The organism is Neobacillus sp. NPDC058068 (assembly GCF_042885335.1).
Taxonomy (GTDB): domain Bacteria; phylum Bacillota; class Bacilli; order Bacillales; family Cytobacillaceae; genus Neobacillus.
The window spans coordinates 75,549-96,914 of the sequence record NZ_JBHVSI010000015.1 but is presented as its reverse complement, the minus strand read 5'-3'; the positions used below and the strand labels follow the sequence as shown (position 1 = coordinate 96,914).

15 protein-coding genes are annotated in these 21,366 nt (G+C 38.7%); 1 reads left to right on the top strand and 14 read right to left on the bottom strand.

Annotation, left to right across the window (positions count from 1 at the left end; genetic code table 11):
* Positions 1 to 2: 2 nt before the first annotated feature.
* The 14 genes from ACFVSW_RS17995 to ACFVSW_RS17930 all read right to left on the bottom strand — a co-directional run bounded on the left by ACFVSW_RS17995 (position 3) and on the right by ACFVSW_RS17930 (position 19,228).
* The gene (locus tag ACFVSW_RS17995; protein WP_387318025.1) at positions 3 to 1,739 is read right to left on the bottom strand and encodes a DUF6020 family protein; all 1,737 of its coding nucleotides are present in this window, start codon (positions 1,737 to 1,739) and stop codon (positions 3 to 5) included.
* Complete coding sequence (locus ACFVSW_RS17990; protein ID WP_387318024.1) at positions 1,736 to 2,671, bottom strand: glycosyltransferase family 2 protein; 936 nt, start codon at positions 2,669 to 2,671, stop codon at positions 1,736 to 1,738. The genes ACFVSW_RS17995 and ACFVSW_RS17990 overlap by 4 nt, the downstream gene beginning before the upstream one ends.
* A gap of 58 nt (positions 2,672 to 2,729) precedes the next feature.
* The gene (gene galU / locus ACFVSW_RS17985) at positions 2,730 to 3,641 is read right to left on the bottom strand and encodes a UTP--glucose-1-phosphate uridylyltransferase GalU (protein WP_387318023.1); all 912 of its coding nucleotides are present in this window, start codon (positions 3,639 to 3,641) and stop codon (positions 2,730 to 2,732) included.
* 373 nt (positions 3,642 to 4,014) lie between these two features.
* Positions 4,015 to 5,049, bottom strand: a complete 1,035-nt coding sequence (galE, locus tag ACFVSW_RS17980) for a UDP-glucose 4-epimerase GalE (protein ID WP_387318022.1) — start codon at positions 5,047 to 5,049, stop codon at positions 4,015 to 4,017.
* 53 nt (positions 5,050 to 5,102) lie between these two features.
* Positions 5,103 to 6,578, bottom strand: a complete 1,476-nt coding sequence (locus ACFVSW_RS17975; protein ID WP_387318021.1) for an O-antigen ligase family protein — start codon at positions 6,576 to 6,578, stop codon at positions 5,103 to 5,105.
* Positions 6,579 to 6,602: 24 nt separating this feature from the next.
* Positions 6,603 to 7,661 (bottom strand): glycosyltransferase family 4 protein, encoded by a 1,059-nt coding sequence (locus ACFVSW_RS17970; protein WP_387318020.1) that lies wholly within the window; start codon positions 7,659 to 7,661, stop codon positions 6,603 to 6,605.
* Positions 7,662 to 7,842: 181 nt separating this feature from the next.
* Complete coding sequence (locus ACFVSW_RS17965; RefSeq protein ID WP_387318019.1) at positions 7,843 to 9,837, bottom strand: metallophosphoesterase; 1,995 nt, start codon at positions 9,835 to 9,837, stop codon at positions 7,843 to 7,845.
* A gap of 270 nt (positions 9,838 to 10,107) precedes the next feature.
* Positions 10,108 to 11,553, bottom strand: coding sequence for a flippase (locus ACFVSW_RS17960; protein WP_387318018.1), 1,446 nt, complete (start codon positions 11,551 to 11,553; stop codon positions 10,108 to 10,110).
* 235 nt (positions 11,554 to 11,788) lie between these two features.
* Positions 11,789 to 13,246: an oligosaccharide flippase family protein gene (locus ACFVSW_RS17955; protein ID WP_387318017.1), complete on the bottom strand. Its 1,458-nt coding sequence runs from the start codon at positions 13,244 to 13,246 to the stop codon at positions 11,789 to 11,791.
* A gap of 57 nt (positions 13,247 to 13,303) precedes the next feature.
* Positions 13,304 to 14,044, bottom strand: coding sequence for a LicD family protein (locus tag ACFVSW_RS17950; protein WP_387318016.1), 741 nt, complete (start codon positions 14,042 to 14,044; stop codon positions 13,304 to 13,306).
* 63 nt (positions 14,045 to 14,107) lie between these two features.
* Positions 14,108 to 14,815: a WecB/TagA/CpsF family glycosyltransferase gene (locus ACFVSW_RS17945; RefSeq protein ID WP_387318015.1), complete on the bottom strand. Its 708-nt coding sequence runs from the start codon at positions 14,813 to 14,815 to the stop codon at positions 14,108 to 14,110.
* An 81-nt stretch (positions 14,816 to 14,896) separates the two neighbouring features.
* The gene (locus ACFVSW_RS17940; protein WP_387318014.1) at positions 14,897 to 16,174 is read right to left on the bottom strand and encodes a nucleotide sugar dehydrogenase; all 1,278 of its coding nucleotides are present in this window, start codon (positions 16,172 to 16,174) and stop codon (positions 14,897 to 14,899) included.
* Positions 16,175 to 16,503: 329 nt separating this feature from the next.
* A complete protein-coding gene (locus ACFVSW_RS17935) occupies positions 16,504 to 17,253 on the bottom strand; it encodes a C40 family peptidase (protein ID WP_387318013.1) in 750 nt (249 codons plus the stop codon).
* 415 nt (positions 17,254 to 17,668) lie between these two features.
* Positions 17,669 to 19,228: a glucosaminidase domain-containing protein gene (locus ACFVSW_RS17930; RefSeq protein WP_387318012.1), complete on the bottom strand. Its 1,560-nt coding sequence runs from the start codon at positions 19,226 to 19,228 to the stop codon at positions 17,669 to 17,671.
* Between the two features lie 233 nt (positions 19,229 to 19,461).
* On the opposite strand from ACFVSW_RS17930, the gene ACFVSW_RS17925 reads away from it, so the two are divergent.
* A complete protein-coding gene (locus ACFVSW_RS17925) occupies positions 19,462 to 20,367 on the top strand; it encodes a nuclease-related domain-containing protein (protein ID WP_387318011.1) in 906 nt (301 codons plus the stop codon).
* The last annotated feature ends 999 nt before the right edge of the window (positions 20,368 to 21,366 follow it).

Below are 21,366 nucleotides of genomic sequence, written 5' to 3'. Positions count from 1 at the left end.
TTTTATGATTCCTCTATTAGTTTAGGGTGGATTAATGCCATAAAAGGAAAAACAAAGCTTAATAAAACATTAGCAAACAAATATCGGAAATCTTGGGCAGGCATTGCTGCAGCGACAGATAGAATATTTAATAAAAACGGCAAAATAACAATAGTCGACTTCCACCCGTTTTTCAAAAATATCACAACCCAAAAGAGAAGGATAAAAAAAGCATAGAACGCAGGTCGCCATACTAATTTGACAAAAGGCTGTGCCTTTGAGAATTCTAAATACTTTGTTACCCCATTTGTCAGAGAAGTATTTATTGATTTACTTTCCAATCCATAATCATTTTTCATTATAAAGGTAATATAGGTAGACGTATAACCATATTGTGGAGTGCTCATTTGCCATACTAACGCTGTATGTTTTATAAAGGCCTCCATCGCTAAGGATGGATTTTGAACAACCACTTCCCCCCACGTTTTAAAATACTTCGGAAAGTCTTCGTAAATTATTTTCCTGTTATATTCCGCCCAGGAAAACTTTATGGGATCTACTGTATGGGGTAAATATTTTTCTTTCCACATCTCAATTGGAAAAATACTATTGTAATATTTCAATTGTTCAGGTGTAAGATTACCATCATTCTTAATAATATTAGCAATTTGCTGCGTGGGAATCGATAAAGCTTCATTAGGATCAGATGGCTTTACATCCAAATAAGCGAAAACTGGACCGGTCAAAATTTCATGGGAAATAACCAAAATAAGAAAAGTAGGACCAGCAATTTTCCAAACAGACTTCCAATAATACAAAAGTAAAGCAAGCATAGTTAACACAAAAATCGGGAAACCATTATGGCGTAAAAACACTACTCCAAACGATGCAAGGAAAAAAAATATAATATTAATTTTACTTGAAAGCCATTTTCCCTTTGAACGCATTATCATGAATAAATGAACAGTAAATATTAATATACTTGCACTGAAAAGGACATCCTTCCAAATAATAATGTTGTAGATACCAAATGAAGGAATTATGGCTATTATAAAGCTCATTATGACTAAAAGAAATTTATTAATCCCTAGCTTCTGAAATTGACAAAAGGAATAAGCCAATATAAGGGAGAGAACTAAAATTTGGAACAAACTTACAATTGCGGGTGAATCCCAAATATAAGAAAGGATCATGATTATCCAGGTAAATACGATTGGATGCCAGTCATTAAATTCTTTAGTATGTGCCTGACCCCATGACGACAATGAATCTGGAGACATGATAGCCGGATAGAAAGCAATTAAATAGACAAACCCAGTTAGGAAAATAATCATGAAATAGAGTATAAAGTCCTGAGCGATTGTTGAATTTGAAAGATTGCTACTTTCATGTTTTCTAATAGTTGATACAATTAAAGCAATACATGCTGCAACAAATAAAAAACTGCCGAAGTAAGTTAATAACACAATAGCCATGGAATTATCCTGCAAATAATCTTGCGGACCCCTGGTACTTAATAAAAACAAAACTGCAAGCAATGCAGAGAAAGAAATGACAAACCATCCTTGTTTATTTGGACGCTCAATAAAGATTTTAAAGAATTTTTTGTAAACCTTGGAATACACAGCAAAAATGATTATTAACCCAATAAATAAAAATAAAGCCGGTACATTTTTAATGGGAAAATAGAAGAAAAAGATCCCTGCTGTCGAGTAAAGTGAAACAAGAAATATCACCAAATAGGATAGTTTGCTTTTCATTTCTCTCCTCCAAGATCAGAGGATAGCCTGTTAAGATTAAGTTCATATTGTTTTTTATTTTGAGAAGAAATAGTGTCTAAAATTAGTCCACAACCAAACGAAAGGACAGACAAGATCACCAATCCCACAGCAAGAATGGCTGATGGAACTTTTGTAATATAATCGGTAGCAATAAACTCATAAATAACAGGTATTCCAACAGCCAGACCTAAAACTAATAAAAGGACAGACCAAAGACTAAAAAATTGGAATGGTTTAAATTCCTTGAATAAGGTAAAAATCATATTAAGAACTTTAATACCATCTGAAAAGGTATTGAGTTTTGATTCACTACCTTCAGGACGGTCTCGATAATCAATTGGAACTTCTTTGATCTTAAACTTCTTATCAAGCGCATGCAAACTCATTTCAGTCTCAATTTCAAACCCTGGGCTCATAATCGGAATCGATTTGACAAATAATTTATCAAAGGCTCGATAACCCGTCATAATATCCTTAATTTCGCTTTTGTATAGAAAGTTGATTAAACCCTTCACTACTGTATTACCAGTATTATGGAACATTCGTTTATTTTCATTAAAGTAGGTACCATTCGATAACCGATCACCAATTACCATATTCGCCTCATGGGTAACAATTGGCTTTATGATTTCATGGACAAACTCTGCTGGGTATGTATCATCACCATCCACCATTACATAGACATCAGCATTAATGTCTCTAAACATTGAACGGACAACATTTCCCTTTCCCTGCAGTATTTCTCTTTTTACCATTGCACCATGTTGTTTGGCAACTTCTGACGTTCCATCAGATGAATTGTTATCATAAACATAAATCGTTGCCATTGGAAGTTCCCTTTTAAAATCTTCAATAACTTTACCAATTGTTTGTTCCTCATTATAACAAGGAATTAGCACTGCTATTTCCATAGTAACACCTCGTAACCTTTATTGATTTTTCAAAAAAATGTTAACTCATAAATAGTCTCTACATTTTTTCATTCGTATACTGAGGATTATTTTTATTCTCATTCTCAGTAATCAAGTTTTTTATAAAGTCTAATAGTTCATTATGAAGATCATCCTGCTGGAGCGCAAACTCAAGAGTTGTTTTTACAAATCCAATTTTTTCTCCCACATCAAAACGTTTCCCTTCAAAGTCATAAGCAAAAACCCGTTGAATTTGATTTAATTTTTGTATTGCATCAGTTAACTGTATTTCATTGCCGGCACCTATTTCCTGCCGATCTAAAAACATAAAAATCTCAGGTGTTAAAATATACCGTCCCATGATTGCCAAGTTGGATGGCGCTGTCCCCTGCTTCGGTTTTTCAACAAAGCTTTGGACTTGATAACGACGCCCTATTTGTTGCAGGGGATCCACAATCCCATAACGGTGTGTCTCATTTTCCGGCACATGCTGGACCCCAATAATCGCTGAATATGTCTCTTCGTATTGATTAATAAGCTGCCTTAAGCATGGCGTCTCACTCTGAACAATATCATCCCCCAAAAGTACTGCAAAGGGCTCGTCACCAATAAAGTTGCGTGCACACCAAACAGCATGTCCCAGCCCTTTTGGCTCTTTCTGACGGATATAATGAATGTCTGCTAGATTCGAGGAATAGTTCACCTTATTTAAAAGATCCCACTTCTCATTTTCAAGTAAGTTTTTCTCTAGCTCAGGTGCAAAATCAAAATGATCCTCGATAGAACGTTTTCCTTTACCTGTTACAATAATAATATCTTCAATCCCCGAGGCAATAGCTTCCTCGACAATATATTGAATGGTTGGCTTATCAACTATTGGCAGCATTTCTTTTGGCATTGCTTTGGTAGCTGGCAAAAAACGTGTGCCAAGTCCCGCCGCAGGGATAATTGCTTTACGAACCTTTTTCACGGATGTTCCTCCCTTAGTTATTAATTAAAGAAATAGGTAGATACCGACCCATTTTATCCAAATAATCACTATAAATTACCCAAATTATTATACCATTATACCCGGTTGATTAAGGTATTTAACTATTCATTACACTTTTCACCATTATTATTGAGTGCAATTTAAGTTTTTGTATTTAGATTACTATTTTACTTAACACCATAAGCACTAAAAAAATAAATACTAAAATTATTTGATATTAAATAATGGATGAAGTTCCTGAACTTCATCCATCTTTTTAATTAATTTTCCCCCAGCACCATACTATCTAGGTGATAGCTATTTAAAGCAGAACTTATTGCCCTTAAGAATGGATTTTTTAATCGTTCGCACTTCAAGATTCATTATTTGTTCTTATAGTGGTATACCCATTCGGATTCATTTGCTGCCATCTCCATGAGTCCAGACACATTTCTTCAATTCCTCTTTGGGCTTCCCAGCCTAGCAAGTTTTTAGCCTTTTTAGAGTCTGCGTAGCAAACTGCAATATCTCCGGGTCTTCTTTCAACAACCTTATAAGGAATTTCCATTTCTGTGGCCTTTTCAAAGGCTGAAACCAGCTCTAAGACACTATAGCCAGTCCCAGTACCTAGGTTATAAGCCTCGACTCCAGTGGATGGCATTACTCCTTCCAGAGCTTTTAAATGCCCAAGTGCAAGGTCAACAACATGGATGTAATCTCTTACACCAGTCCCATCAACGGTTGGATAATCATTTCCAAACACTTGCAGCTCTTTTAATTTGCCAACGGCTACTTGAGTGATATAGGGCATTAAATTATTAGGAATGTCGTTTGGATCCTCACCAATCCTCCCGCTCGTGTGGGCCCCGATAGGATTAAAGTAACGCAATAAGGCAATGCTCCAACTATTATCGGCAATATATAAATCCGTTAAAATTTCTTCAATCATCAATTTTGTCCGGCCGTAAGGATTTGTTGCACTCAGTGAGAAATCTTCTGAAATCGGAACTCGTTCAGGCATGCCGTAAACCGTTGCCGAAGAACTAAACACTAGGTTTTTTACAGCAAACTTGTTCATCACCTCACAGAGAATGAGGGTTCCTGAAATATTATTATGATAATAATGGAGTGGAATGGATACCGATTCCCCTACCGCCTTTAGCCCGGCAAAATGGATTACGGCGTCGATTTGGTTAGTCGAAAATACATCTTCGAGACCCTTCCGGTCAAGCAGATCCACTTCATAAAACAGAAAGTCTTTACCCGTTATCTCTTTTACTCTAGATAATGATTCAGGCTTACTGTTTGAAAAATTATCGATAACAATTATTTCCTTGCCTGCATTTAGAAGTTCAACACATGTATGACTGCCAATATAACCTGCTCCGCCCGTCACTAATATTGCCATTACTTATTCCCCCCTCATATCCATAAGTAAATCAATTTAAGTAGAAGTACTAATTATTTTTCGTAAGCCGCCCGTTTTTGAAAAACGATACCGAGCAAGATAAAGTACATCATCATAAACGAATTATTTTCTAAAATATTATAGACGGTCCCGCCAACAATTAAGGCAACAAAGAAGTAAACCAATAATGGGCCGTAGAATTCTTTTCTATTTTTCCATGATGTGATGAGAAAAAAATAACCAATCATGGCAATAGCCAGCATCCCAAGTACTCCTGTCTCGGTAAGTATGAGGACATATTGATTATCCGTGTATAAATTTTTATCAATACCGTAATCCTTATAAATTGGTGAGGAATAGGTAATGGTTGCTGCTCCACCAAAAGTGGCAAATCCTGTACCAATAATCGGATGGTCTTTTAAAATCTCAATCGACTTTTTCACACGAAAAATACGGCCGTTGGAACTGCTTTGTCCGAGAGTTTCCTCAGTAAAGGCCTCTTTGAATCTTTTGCTGCCCTCAGATTCCTTGTCTTTTTCTTTTTCTTGATGACCGCTTTCCACTGATAAATATTGGTTATAATATTGGTCGGCTGCTTGATTGACCCCTAAAAACAACCCGTAAGAAATACCGGCAACAACAACAATGGAGACAAATGGTCGCAATTTAGGGCTAGTTGCGAGAGTCCATTTACGGCTAAATACACTACTCCATTTAGGGTAAATTACGATATATACAAGTAGAAATACTAAAAGCGTTAGCATCGTACCACGAGAATATGTCAGCAGAATGGTTGCCCCTATTAATGATAATCCGGCATAGATAAAATAGCGCGTTTTTCCGTGGATACCCTTTAGCAGATAAAGCGTGATAAAGAAGGTAATTAACAAATAAAGCGAGAGCTCATTCGGCCCTTTAAGTAAGCCGTAAACCCGAATTTGATTGGTGGGAGATAACCACCATTCCGTCCATTCTTGCGGCATTAACATCGTTTTATTAGAGATTTTTTCTGCTATTCCCTGTAAGGAAAGAATAACTCCTACGAAAAAGGCAGTAAATGACATTTTTCGGATAAAGTCAGCAGAAAAGTTCATTCGTTTGACAATATAGAATAGTAAATAGAATAAATAATATGCCCGCAGTTGAAAAATAATCGCCTGCAACGAGACGCCCGTTAGTAATGCGGAAATCACTCCGATGATTGCAAAGGCAAAGAAGGCCCATTCAAACGGATGAAAGGTAAATAGCTTTTTCATATCCTTGCGATAATCAAAAAACGTTCTGATTAACAACAAGCCAATAATCGCATCGCCGAGTATCTTAAAGCCCGGATTCATCGTGATTAAAAACGGTCTGATGGGAATAAGAATAAGCAGGAATAAAATCCCTGTTTCTTTCCTCATAAACGAAATAAGTGCGATGAATAAAGAAATAAGCATCGCAGCCTTTGAATTACCTGTTAGAGTGCCCCCGGCTGCAGCTAGTATTCCTATTAATAAAATTAATAGGTTGCTTCGAAGTAATTTCATTGATTTATACTCCTATTAATAAATTTAGTGCTCATAAAGCGCTTTGGTTTTGTCTATCATTTTTTCAAAGGTAAAATGGTCATCGAAGTACTTCCTTCCATCCCTTGAGAGCCTCTGGACTAACTTTTGATCTGTCAAAAGATTAGCTAAAGTGTTTGCCAGCTCTTCTTCATTGCCGTAATCTACAAGCAGACCGGATTTCTCCTGCTTCACAATCTCAGGAATTCCGCCAATTTTCGTGCCAACTACGATACGGCTATATGACAATGCCTCTATCGGCACATAGGGAAAGGCATCATTACTTGACGGCACCACAATAATATCACTTTGTAGATATAGTATTTCCTTATCCGCGCAAAAACCTTTAAAATAAACAAAATTTTCAAGGTCAAGTTCCTGGACAAGCGAGTGGAGTTCTTCAGCTTGCGGGCCATCCCCATAAATATGGCATTCCCATTTCAAGTCAGGTTGTGACTTTTTCAAATAAGCTAAACTTTTGATTAAGAAAGACTGGCCTTTTTCTTCGCGAAGGCGGCCAATAACTGAAATAACGGGAACCTCTCCTAAGCTTTCGATTGGATATACAGTTGACGGTGCAGACACACCATTAAAAATCAATTGCAGTTTATTCTTAGAAACTCCCTTTTGCTGTAATTGCTCGTACATAAATTGGGAAACAGTTATGACCTTATAATTGAAGGTTGTCATGATTTTATTTAAACTGCGAATTTTCCTATTCATGGGTACATTCACGTGGTAAGTCCAAATCACCTTGCATCGTGCCCCCATCAATTTCGCTAAAATAGCAAGATAATTTTCCCGTAAAAAATTGGCATGGACAACATCGACTTTTTCCATTTGGATAATTTGTTTTATTTGCTTTGCAGCTTGAAAATCAAAAGGGCCGTTCATTTTAACCTGATACATTTTAACATTAGCTCGTTTAAAATCATCGAGACCGGGTCCCTCTTCGGAATAAATAAAGACACAGTTTTCGCGACCAGCCGAATGAATTAAATCTAAAACGTACTTTTCCGTTCCGCCATTGCCAACGAAATTTAATAAATAAAGAACTTTCGCCAATAGTAGCACCTCTCGCTGTGAAAGTTTGATGGCTATTTTTTCAAACCAAATTTATGTTATCGCTAATCATTATATTTATCAAGTTATTTAACGCAATTTTTGCAGAAAACCGCGATGAATTCTCAGGAATTTTGTAAAGAGAAAGAGAGAAGGCAAAACTGCTTTCTCTCTTTCTAGTAATTTATTGAATCCATACTCCGTTTTTATCAAGTTTATATGAGCCTATTTTAGTATTGGCGGCCATCCGTCCGTCATTATAAAGGTAGTACCACTTATTAGCGGACAGGACCCAGCCCGTTTTCATAGCTCCACTGCCTTCTAAGAAATACCAGCTGTTATTATTAAGCAGCCACCCTGTTTGCATTGCTCCGCTGCTCTTCAAGTAATACCAGACTTGCTTATCGAGTACCCAGCCAACCTTCATCATCCCAGATTGGTCAAGATAATACCATACTCCTCCGTCTTTCAGCCAGCCAGTTGCCATCGCCCCAGTGTTGTTGAGGAAATACCATTTCCCCTTGTCCAATACCCAGCCAACCTTCTTTATTCCAGTTTGGTCAAGATAATACCATGTTCCACCGTCTTTCAGCCAGCCAGTTGCCATCGCCCCAGTGTTGTCGAGAAAATACTCTTTCCCCTTGTCCATTACCCAGCCAACCTTCATTATTCCAGTTTGGTCAAGATAATACCATACTCCACCGTCTTTCAGCCAGCCAGTTGCCATCACCCCTGTGTTGTCGAGAAAATACTTTTTCCCCTTGTCCATTATCCAGCCTGTCTGCATGATGCCATTGCTATTAAAGTAATACCATTTTTCTTGCACTTTAAGCCAGCCTGTAACCTTTTCACCTGTCGTATAGTCAAAATAATACCAGATTTTCCCGTCAGCTACCCAGCCTTTGAATTTGGCTGTCGTCAGGCTCAGTTTTAACGTCCTTTCTGACACATTATTCCAGGCATCTATCGCTGAAATTTCAATTGCATAGTTCGTATTTGCATTTAATTTCGTAATGGCGGTCGAATAACGCTCAGGAATTGCCGCTTCCCAAAACTTTGGATAAATGGTTTGAATGACTTTTCCGTCTTGTTTAATTAAATATTTATCTACCTGTGTATTATCAGAAGCAGACGGCCAGGAAATAGCGGCTGTAGTTTCCGTTACAGCATCCATACTTGCTGCTGCATTCGCCTTAAAGACAGGTGGTTCTGTATCATCAATTGTCTGTTCAAAAGGAAGCTTAACCGTATACTGATTGACCCACGTCTGATTGCTAAATTCCCTCGCATTAATCTCAACCTTATCATCATAAACATTGACCAACAACCCCTGTGAAAACTCTGCCGGTGCATTTCCATTTTCGTAGAGCATGTAGGCTGTAGCCCCGGTATTCACCATTGTAAAGCCATCCTGATAAACCGATCTTGGATGTTGCAGGAGATAGTGCAGATGGCCGGAGAACAGCATGACTTGTGGATATTTTTCTAGGATTCCCTTTAGCCTGCCATCTCTTAAATTACCTCCCCACTCCTCACTTCCATAAATTGTGTCGTCGATTGGTTGATGAAGGAAAACAAAAATAGGTTTATTTGGATCCGAATCAATACTTAACGTTTCTTCTAACCATTGATACTGCTTTTCTGAGATTACCGCATAATCAATGTTTTTCGGATTTGTAACCCTTGATTCTTCGCTCCCCAATACAATAAAATGATAACTGCTGGAATTAGCTCCATCAATCCACTTATCATAATAGAGACCCTGCATCTCTGTTTGTAAAATAAAGCGGTCGATGAACATTTGGTCGGTAAACCGAGGATCGGGCCAATAGACCCCTTCAAAAAACTCATGGTTGCCCATTACCAAGACCTTTTCGGCATCAGAATTTCCATATTGAGCTAATAAACTATTAAATCTATTATATTGATCTTCCAGTCCTTGGTCCGTCAAATCGCCAACCACTGCGATTGCTTGATAATTTGGGGCAAGTTGTTTAAATTCTTGTAATGCGTTAATAAATCGAGTTTGGCGCTGCTGTATATTCATATTGATGTGCACATCGCTTATGACAGGGATTTGTAAGTTAGGAGTTGAATCTTCCCCACTTGCAAATGCATCCGTTTGAAAAAACAAAAAAATAGCGGCAAAAGAAAATATTGTTAAAACCTTTTTAACCATTATCTAATCTCCTTATCTATAATAACCGAGAAATAAAGGTAGTTCCTTCATATCTACTAAAATATCCTTTATACATAATAGCATAATTGAAAGCCATAATAATGGAAATATTGGTAAATTTTTTAGGAAGTTTTTTTACCGATAAAGAAGATTCTTATATAAGCTAGGCTGCTTGCGCTGGAATCAGAAAACTTTATCAAAGTTACCCGCACCTAAATGAAGATATAGTTTACTAGACGACAAAAAAGAGGGGCTGAATAACCATCCCTCTCATCCACTTTTCATCTTCGATTTAAAGAAAAAGATTTTTTTCATAAAACCAAGCGCTAGTTGTTCTCGGAACAATCCGAGCACGGCTCCATACACGATAATCCCCGCTACCACTTTTAGCAGGATTGCGGTTAATAAGGAAAAATGCCCATACAAGCTAACTTGATACACGATAACGGCCATTGCCATCGATCCCAGTAAGTAAATCATTATTGCATATTTTGCCCGATTTTGCAGTTTGATAACATCCTTCAAAAACCAGACTTGAATCGCTAAAATTAATCCTTCTGTAATCGTCGTGGCAATCGCAGCTCCTGCACCGCCATAGCGGGGAATGAGCAGGATGTTAAGGATAAAGTTCAATACGGCACCAAACACAATTGGCAAGGTGTATTCTTTATTCTTTTTCATCGGGACAAAATACCAAGAACCGAAAACAACACCTAGCGACTTAAAGATAATAATCGGGGCCATGATCATTGCAATCGTGCCGCTGGGTGTGAATTTATTTCCTAAAAACCAGAGCACAAAATCCTTGGAAATGACCAAAAATCCAAATGCGATGGGCAGAACTAGAAAAAGGGTCACAGTGACCCCGTCACGGAGCACCTGGAGCAGTTTTTCGAACTTTTTCTCGGCAATTAATGCTGACGTACGCGGCAGCATAATCACTCCTGAGATGTTTATTAGCGACGAAATCATATAAACAATTTTATAGGATTGCTCATAAAAGCCTACCTGCGCAGTAGTAGACATGATGCCAAGCATTGTTTTATCCAAAACGGAATAGATCATTGCCGAGAAACTTGGAATAAATAAAATTAACATTTGTAGAAAATGTTGCTTAAACACTGTATTTGTCAGCGTTAGACGAACGTATTGATTCAAACGATAGAAGAGAGCTAAATTTCCAATAATAACAGCTGCCCCCATGATAATCGTATATAACACGAGGTCATGTTCATCTTTTACAAAAATAAACACGCTGCCGAAGCCCATGAGCTTCAAGGTAATATTTCGAGTGACCACCTTTTTGAACTTTTCAAGTCCTTGAAAAAGCCAGGTGATATCAAAGAAGGCACCAATTAAATGTAAGGATTGCCAATAAAAAACCGCGTCCCCTTTCCAAACCAGCGGAACACAAATGAAGTAAACCACAGTTGCAATTGTTAATAACCCTGTTCGGATTAGAAAGATTTCACTAAACGAACGAGATAACTGTTGAGAGTCCGCTTTAACATTCGCGATTTCCCTGATTGCATACAAGTTGGAGCCAAGTAGAAAAACATTAATAAAGAGAGTAATGTAAGAAAAACTATAGCTGTAATGCCCCACACCGTTAGGTCCTAATATCCTTGAAATATAAGGGATGGTTAAAAACGGAAGCCCTAGCAGGACAAATTGCTGCAGCAGGACATAAAGGAAATTCTTTTTTAAAGAAGCCATTTTGCATCCTCGAATCTTCAAGATTATTAATGTATATACTAGAAGAACAGCCTTAACTTTTTCTTAAAATGAAATATTTAATTTTTTTAATATAACTCACCTTAACAAGGAAATACGGGTTATGTAAAGAAAAAACTCAAATTCTTGTTAATTAGTAGTTACCCACAACGTTGAATTTCATAACCCCAAAAAAGAACTGCTAACTAAAAAGAAGTCTTTAATAGATGTTGAACGATTATTTTTTCAAAAATTTCCCTTTCAATTTTGTAGTAAACAAGCCAACGATTTCATCCTTTGTAGCAAGTAAAACGAGTAAATAATACAGTCCGCATACTGTAATGATTGACACAGTCAACAGGAGAGTGCCACTTACAAAAGAACGAATAGCTAGTGATATTGGGATAAACAAAATCGAATAAACGAGATATTTCAAGTTAGTCCACGATAATAGCTGAAAGGGCACTTTGAGAAATTTCCGAATGTAAATATATTCGCTGCCAATCAAGAAGACGTTGGCGATCGCAGTTGTCATGATTGCCGTCCTTGCATCCAGTACACCAAAGTACAAGCAGCCCACATTCAATGCCAAGTTGATGAACCCGCAAATAAAAATTAACCGGACGAGAATATTTTCTTTCTTCTTTATATAAATAACTTGATTCGATAGAATCGATTCAAAACCAATTGTTATCATATAAAGTGCGAAAATCGACAAGACCGGACCTGCAGGGATAAATTCTTCTTTCCCATAAAGTACGACCGCAACGTCAGCAATGACATAAAGCCCAATTGCAGCGGGAAATAACAAAGCGGAATAAACTATAGCAATTTTCTTCAGTAAGGTTAGATACTGCTCGTCATTTTCACCGCCTAATAAATAGGAAAGCCTCGGGATTGTGACCTGAATAATACTAAGCATCAGAGCATTGATCATCGTAGCAATTTGCTGGGCCATTGTATAATACGAAACAGACCGTTCATTGACAAATTCCCCGAGCATGAAACGGTCAAGCTGCGAATACAGGATATTTCCATTGGAGAAAATAACGACAAGAAACAAAGGCCTCAAGTGTGGGCGAAAACTAATATTTTTAAAATCAAATTTCACTTTTCGTTTTACATAAACAAAACTGATAATATTATTCAAACCGGTAGTTGTCGCTAATAAACCGATAAAGATCAAATAATTATCCGCACTTTTTACAAACGTAAGCAATAAAGCCACATAAATGAGCTTTACAATCATCGTCTTGAGGGTAATAAAGCCATAATCCTCATAGGCTTCATTAACCCATTCCACAAAGAAAATATTAAGAAAGAAGTTGAGTGAATACACCATCAAGACTGGAAATAGTACCTTGCCGCCGTAACCTATATAAGAAACAGCCAGGTAAACCAAGAGCGCCACCAAGTTGGTTAACAGGCCCAAGGTAAATAAGCTTGTGAATAGCTGATTGACCTTTTGCTTATCATTTTTGATTCGGCTGACCTCACGCAGACCATATTGATAAACACCAAAGGCCGCAAAAATAAAGAAGTAATTAAAAATCGTTTCCCCGGTTTTTACTCTTCCGATGGCATCCGTTCCTAATGTTCTGTAAACATACGCACCAATAATAACAGGCACAATCAGATTGAAAAAGTTTAATGTAATTTTATAAATGGCATTTTTTAATAGCGACTTTTTTTGCATTATTACAACCTCGAATCAAAAAGTAAGGGTCTGTCACCGGAACAGCCCCATTCAATCTTAAATATATTCCTTGACGATGACATCCTTCTTTATCTGCTTAAGATTGTCCGGCGATTCCCCTGTAATCCAACTTTCATCTTTTTGCATATAGGTTGTCCCGTAGTTATCGACCAAATACTCGTGATAATTCGTCGGAATCTTGAAGATTTCACCTTTAAATTCATAGTCCATTAGCCCGGCAAAATGCGATGTGACGCTTGAAGTGAGATACCCTTTGGCAATTTGATAATTGGGGCGATTTTCAAACGCCATTTTCGGACCAATTTCACTAAAATAACACCAAATTAAATCATCTTCGCCCTTCCAATAATAAAAGATATCAAAATGCAAGCCGTTTAAATGAAAGGCCTGCTCATAAACTTTTCCATCCATTTCGAACTGCTTGTACAGTTCAACACCTTTTTTCGCAAGAATCTCGACAAGCATGTCCTTCTTTTTATCATCAAAATCAAAACAGCCGATATCGAGATCTTTGTCATGCCCGATAAAATCCTTTTCGCGGACAGCCCCAAGAAGTGTCCCATAATCGAGCCAAAATTCCTCGCCAATTTCCGCAAACGCCTCTTTCATATATTTCAACATTTGCAGGCCATATTTATGAACACTATTCTGTTGCTTTTGATATTGGACTTTGTCATATTTTCTTTTCAGTTTTATTAAAACACGATTCTTCTTTGCGAAACCATAGAAAATGCTTCCACGCAATTGTTTGATTAGATTGTCAACAAATGTCGCCATCCTTGTCGACCCCCTTTTCTCTCTGAATAAAAAGCCTCTCCCCATGATACTTGAGAAAGGCTATTACTTTTTCATTGTTCTAAGCAGGAATTTCGGCAAAATTAACTGCCGTTTCCAGCGCCACGGTTCTTTGACTAAACGGTAGAACCATTCTAATCCAAGCGTTTGGAAAACTTCCGGGGCGCGTTTGAGATTGCCGGAAATCACATCATACGAACCGCCTACCCCTTGAAAGACACAAGGAGTTACTTGATTCATGTGATTGACAATCCAATATTCCTGAGCCGGACTTCCTAACGCAACAAAGATAATTTCCGGTTGATGCTGATTAATCGTATCAACGATTATCTGTTCATCTTTCTCATAACCATGTAAGGTCCCGACAATTTGAATTCCCGGGATTTGCTTTTCAAGCTCCATCTTCGCCGCATCGGCAACACCTGGTTTCCCGCCGTACAAAAAGATTCGTTTCCCTTGCTCCGCCCCTATTTTGCAAAGCTTAAGCATCATATCAATTCCGGTTACACGGCTTTTTACCCGGCCGCCTTTTAGTTTCGAGGCTAAAATAACGCCAATTCCATCTGGAATCTGATAATCAGCACGGTTCAAGAGCGTTCTTAGTGCCTCATCCTCTTGGGCCTTCATGATTTTCTCCGGATTAATCGCGACAATAAATGATTTCTTCTTGTTTTCGATATCCTGCATTAATAATGAGGCGAGCTGATCGTAATCATAATCACAAACATCCACGCCAAGAAAGTTTTCTTTCATAATGTACCACCTGGTTCTGATTTAGGCATCTTATCTGAAACTGACTGCGGCAAAGAGTGTTTGCCGCAGTTGGATGCAAATTTATATATTTTTGGAATCTCCTAAAACACGCAAATCAAAACCTGCATTGACCCAAGCATCACGCGGGAGGCAATTTTTTGTGTCAAATACAATTTTTGAACGAACTAGATTAGCTGTCTGTTTCGGATCGAGAATCTTAAATTCATCGTGCTCTGTTAAAATGAGGATGATATCCGCATCTTTCAATGTTTCTTCGAGCTCCAATGATTGCTGAGGTAATTTCGCTTCATGGATGTGCGGATCAAAAGCCGTAAGTTCAAGATTTAGCTCATTTAAATGATGAACGACCTCAACGGATGGACTTTCCCGCATATCATCGATGTTCGCTTTAAACGATAAACCCAAAACAGCCACTTTCGGATTCTTAATTTGATGCTGATCAGCAATCGTTTTAACCTGATTCGCCACATAAAGCGGCATCGAATCATTCGTTTGCCTTGCAAGATGAATGATTTTTGCATTTTCCGGATCCTGCTCAACAAGGAACCATGGGTCGACGGCAATACAATGGCCGCCCACGCCGGGACCTGGAAGGTGAATATTGACGCGCGGGTGATGGTTGGCAAGCTTAATGGCCTCCCAAACATTGACGCCAAGATTTGTACTGACCCGTGCCAGCTCGTTGGCGAAGGCAATGTTTACATCACGGAAGGTGTTTTCAATCACCTTAACCATTTCAGCCGTTGTCGCATCGGTTAAGAAAATTTCCCCTTTCACAAAAGCACGATAAAGGTCTCTCGTTTTTTCAGAGGATTCCTCGTTAATACCGCCGACAATCCGGCTGTTATTAACAAGCTCTTCAAAAACCCGGCCTGGAATAACTCGTTCAGGTGAGTGGGAAACAAGCAACTCTGTCCCGATTTCAAGTCCGCTTTCTTTTAATATCGGCATCATCACATCCTCAACTGTCCGCGGTGGAACGGTCGATTCTAGAATGACGAGGTTGCCCTTTTCAATATAAGGAACAATCGACTTGGTGGCTGCTTCTACAAATTTCATATCAGCCGTTTTATCCGGGTTGATCGGAGATGGAACTGCGATAATAAAGACATCCGCTTTTTCCGGAGTTGTTGAAACGGTTAGATTGCCGCTATCAATCGCCGCATTAAGGCGCTCTTGCAATCCGTTTTCTTCTATATGAAGCTGTTTATGCTGGATTTTTTCGACGGCCGCCGCATTTACGTCTACCCCGTGGACATGCAGGCCATTATTGGCAAACATAACGGATGTTGGTAAACCAATATAACCGAGACCAACGACACATATTTTATTCATCAAGTAACTTCCTTTCCAACCATACTTAAATAACTATAATCTTATATTATACCTTGACGATAGGATCTACCCGCCAGTACCGTATGACGATTAAATTTTACATCTAATTGTAACAAAAATCATGATTAAAAGAAACCATCAGCCCCATTCGATGTCGATTTTTCCGCTTTTGTTCAATAGTTCACTTATTTGTTAAAATTCTTCGTGCTAACCTTGTAAGATTGGCATACTGTTAGACGCTACTGCACGGATGCCTGAATGGAAGGTTATTTGTTGCTTTCGGCAAAAAAAAAAGTGAAACCGACTTGAAAGTTTCACTCCCGAATTTTTTATTATTGTATCCAAGCACCGTTGCTATCGACTGCATATCCGCCGATTGTTGTATTTTTGGCCATTGACCCATTATTATAGAGGAAGTACCATTTGCCTCCTGTAGAAATCCAGCCACTGAGCATTGCACCACTACCGTTTAAGTAATACCAATTATCGTCTACAAATAACCAACCTGTTTTCATCGAGCCATCCGCTTCTGTTAAGTAGTACCAACGGCTATTATCTTTAATCCAGCCAGTAGCCTTTACAGAATTTTTATAGTAGTACCACTTACCGCCGGATAGAACCCAGCCATTGTTGTAATTACCAATTCGCTTCGAGCCAATATACGTTTGGTTGTAATAAGATTCTGATAAAGAACTAATTTTTACTCCGTTACTAGAAGCATGAACAAACTTCTCGCCGCCTAAGGAAATACCGACATGTGAAGCTCCAGCTTTATATGTACTGAAGAAAACTAGGTCGCCTTTCGTTAAATTACCTTTTGCAACGGCTTGGCCTTTCGTGTATTGATCTGCTGCCGTCCGTGGCAAGGTTATTCCAGCTTGCTTGTATGTATAGCTTGTAAACCCAGAGCAATCAAACCCGCTCGGCGACGATCCTCCCCACACATATGGTACACCTATATATTCAAGAGCTATGTCTGTAACTGTATCTCCAACTGATGCCGCTTCTGTTTTTTGTCCACTGACTAATCCGCCTAAGAGTAAAGAACATGATAGTAAACCGCTTATGACTAACTTCTTCATAACAACCTCCGTGTTTCTTTTTCTCTCTCTTTTTGTTAATTCTAGTATCTCATAAAAGTTAGTAGAGTTAATTTACAGTTCGTTATTAATATTATTACAGGAATGTTTCAAAAACTGACCTTTTTCGACTTTTTGTCATATTTTTCAGATAAATAGCACGAAAACAGGCAATTTGTCCTTTCTATTTTATGACTTTGAAACTATTGAATTTTCGGCCCGCTGCTTTTTTTGTGTCGAATAATGTCAAATATTATGTAAGTTGCCCCGTTACTTTATGGCTATTTTTTCGTGAAATAAAAAGGAACCAGCCTCCGATGAACTGCACCCCAATTGTTAGTTGTGTGTCTAACAATTGGGGGGAAGTTCACCGATTGAGGTGGCTCCGATTTTTCTTAGCGCATCGCGACCGTTTGTCCTAGAGCATCGCGCCGTCTTTGCCTAAACGGTATTTGCCAATCGTAGTATTGGCTGCCATATGGCCATCGCTATATAGGTAATACCATTTCTTGCCGACCAATACCCAGCCGGTTTGCATCGCACCGCTGCTGTTCATGTAGTACCACTTACCACCAGTAGAAACCCAGCCCGTTTTCATGGCGCCGCTAGAGTCAAGAAAGTACCACTTGCTGCCTGTACTAAGCCAGCCGGTCTTCATATCTCCTGCTGGATTTAAGAAATACCATTTTCCGCCAGTGGAAAGCCAGCCCGTTTGCATCGCCCCTGATGAATTAAGGTAGTACCATTTGCCTCCGGTTTGCACCCAACCGGTTTGCATGACACCTGCTTGGTTGAGGTAATACCATTTTCCGCCGGTTTGCAGCCAGCCTGTTTGGAGCGACCAGTCGTTATTGAAATAATACCACTTGCCGTCTAAGCTTTTCCAACCCGTATTTGTCGTAAAAGCAGTGAATTCATTAGCAATTTGCGCAATTTTGCTTGCCCACGCTTCGTCGGCTGAGTATTGATGATAGTTGGAATTAAACCGCATGTTGTCGAGTGTCGGCTGCTCGTAAGGATCGAGAGCATTCTTCATAAACGTATCCCTATTAACATACATTTGATTGATAAAAATTGCTCCGGCAACAATTCCGCTGCTTTTTGTCGAATAATCATAGGCATCTGTCAATGGTCGAAGATCATTTGCATTGATACCATAGTAATTGTATTTATTTGCAACAATCCCCGATGTACCCCATCGTGTCTCTAAGCCTGAATGTGCAACAAGGTAAATCGCATTTAAGCCAGTTTTGTTTTGAGCCTCAATGTAGGAAGACCCCATTCCAGTCATTAATGTATTGGTCCATTTTGTTTTATAGTTAATAAACTGGTTAATGGCATTTGCGGTTACACTCGCTTTTGTGTTTAATGGAGTGAATATGGAAATATTGTTTGTTGTCGTTCCTTCTTTTCCAAATTCATAAGGGATGACATTGCTGCCGCCTTTTATGGTCATATATGTTTCTTTTTCAAGATACCAGTTGTAAATCCAACCTTGTTTCTTGGGTTCATCTACGGTTTCAATCTTGTAATATTTTGTGTCAGGAGATACCTCTAGAACATATACCTTAGTGCGGTCTCCTATGGAACCTGTAATTGGTTTTGATCCATCTGCTTCGGCTCGTAAATTTCTTCCCTTTTTCACTAGCCAGGTTTGATTTTTGATATCGCTGTTCAAGTAGGCTCTGTGAACCCAGCCTTCTCGCCCATCTTCCATCCGGATTTTTGCGGCATAATCTTTTTCACTGAGGATGGTCACCTTGTCGCTATAAGATAATTCCGCATAGCGTGTATAAGTTGGTTTTAAATGAATTTGATAGTCTGAAAGTTCTTCAAAACTCCGATAGACCGGCAGTTTGATTGACGTTACTTTCATATTTGTCTGCTCGGCGGCCTCTGCCTTGTTTAATGTTGCGCCATAAAAAAACCCAAGTAATAAAGCAAACATTAGCAAACTACGAATGACTCTATTTTTCAATTTGTTTCTCCTCTCCCTTTATATTTTGTTTTCTATTAAATAGATTATCATAGATTCCAACCGTTTCCACTTTTTTTATTTGGAAAAGGACTTAAAGTCCTTAGTCCGGTTTCACCGACATAAATGTCAATAATTGTACATATCGTCACCACCGTCTCTGTGCTGCTTTTTTGTAAAATGAAGTTGGCTGATGCTATTTTAGAGATTTTTTCAAATCAGAGAGGATGTGTATTATGGCTTATAAACCACGATCAGAGCGGGAAGAATTAACGATATTTAGAATCTTGAACCGGAGTATGAATTTGTCTGAAGAAGACCAATGGACCTATTTCAGGCTTAATAAGGGGTTCGAAGGGGAATTGATGTTTGATTCCTTAACGGAAAAGATAAAGAGCGAATGTTTGATTCTAAATGATTTACTCCTTGAGTTAAACAATTCGAAATTCCAAATTGATTCTTGTATTATCCAAGACTCTATATACCTTTTTGATGTTAAAAATTTTGAAGGTGATTATTGTTATGAGAAAGGCGATTTAATGTCAATGAAAACTAGTAAATTAATGCAGAATCCACTTGACCAATTAAACCGCTGTGAAACTTTATTCCGCCAATTGCTTCAAAAATATGGTTATAAACTCCCCGTAGAAGCTCGGCTAGTGTTTATTAACCCCGATTTTACCCTTTATCAAGCACCAAAAGATAAACCTATCATTTATCCTACACAGTTAAATATCCTAATGAAAAAATTAAATACGTGGACGGGAAAAATTAATGGGAAACATAAGAAGCTGGCAGACCTTTTAATTTCGTTGCATCAGGTAGAATCTCCTTATCCCAGGGTTCCCCGTTTTGAATATGAAGGGCTGCAAAAAGGTCTAACTTCTTCTTGTTGCCACTCATTTTCGGTTTCTGTTAATGGACGGAAGCTTGTTTGCGATGATTGCGGCAGTGTGGAGGAGATTGATGCTGCTGTGCTGCGACGTGTTGGGGAATTGAAACTTCTTTTTACGGGGCGAAAGATTACTACTAATGGGGTGTGGGAGTGGTGCGGTGGTATATGTTCTAAAAAGACTATCAAGCGAATTTTAAAGAATAACTTTATTACTATGGGAAAGAAAAAATACACCTATTTTGTTTGATTTAAAGTAAAATCGGACCTTGAATCTTTTCTCATTTCATAGTGCCTAAGAACAATCTCTTTTACTTTTTACTGCCAAGCTGGCATTATTTAATCCCCTTTCGTGAATGAAGAGGGGATTTTTCCTTCACTATGGGCTTATTCATTGCTTTTATGAACCGTTACTGCCTCGATTCCTTTTCTACAGGCTTTTTGAATCGCTCTTATTGACCGCTTTGACCTTTTTTCTACGGTTACGGGCTTTATGAACCATTCTTATTAACCTCTTTGACCTTTTTACCTTTGGCGCGGGCTTTATGAACCGTTCTTATTGACCGCTTTGACTTTTTTCCTCCAGCGCGGGTTTTATGAATCGTTCTTATTGACCGCTTTGACCTTTTTTCCTCCGGCGCGGGCTTTATGAACCCTTCTTATGAACCGCTTTGACCTTTTTTCCTCCGGCGCGGGCTTTATGAACCCTTCTTATGAACCGCTATTACCTTTTTTCCTCCGGCGCGGGCTTTATGAACCGTTCTTATTGACCGCTTTGACCTTTTTTCCTCTGGCATGGGCTTTATGAACCGCTCTTATGAACCGTTCTTACCTTTTTTCCTCGGTTACGGGCTTTATGAACCGTTCTTATTGACCTCTTTGACCTTTTTTCCTCTGGCGCGGGCTTTATGAACCGTTCTTATTGACCGCTTTGACTTTTTTCCTCCAGCGCGGGTTTTATGAATCGTTCTTATTGACCGCTTTGACCTTTTTTCCTCCGGCGCGGGCTTTATGAACCCTTCTTATGAACCGCTCTTACCTTTTTTCCTCCGGCGCGGGCTTTATGAACCGTTCTTATTGACCGCTTTGACCTTTTTTCCTCCGGCGCGGGCTTTATGAACCGTTCTTATTGCCCTCTACGACCATTTTTCCTCTGGCGCGGGCTTTATGAACCGTTCTTATGAACCGCTCTTACCTTTTTTCCTCGGTTACGGGCTTTATGAACTGTTCTTATTGCCCGCTTTGACCT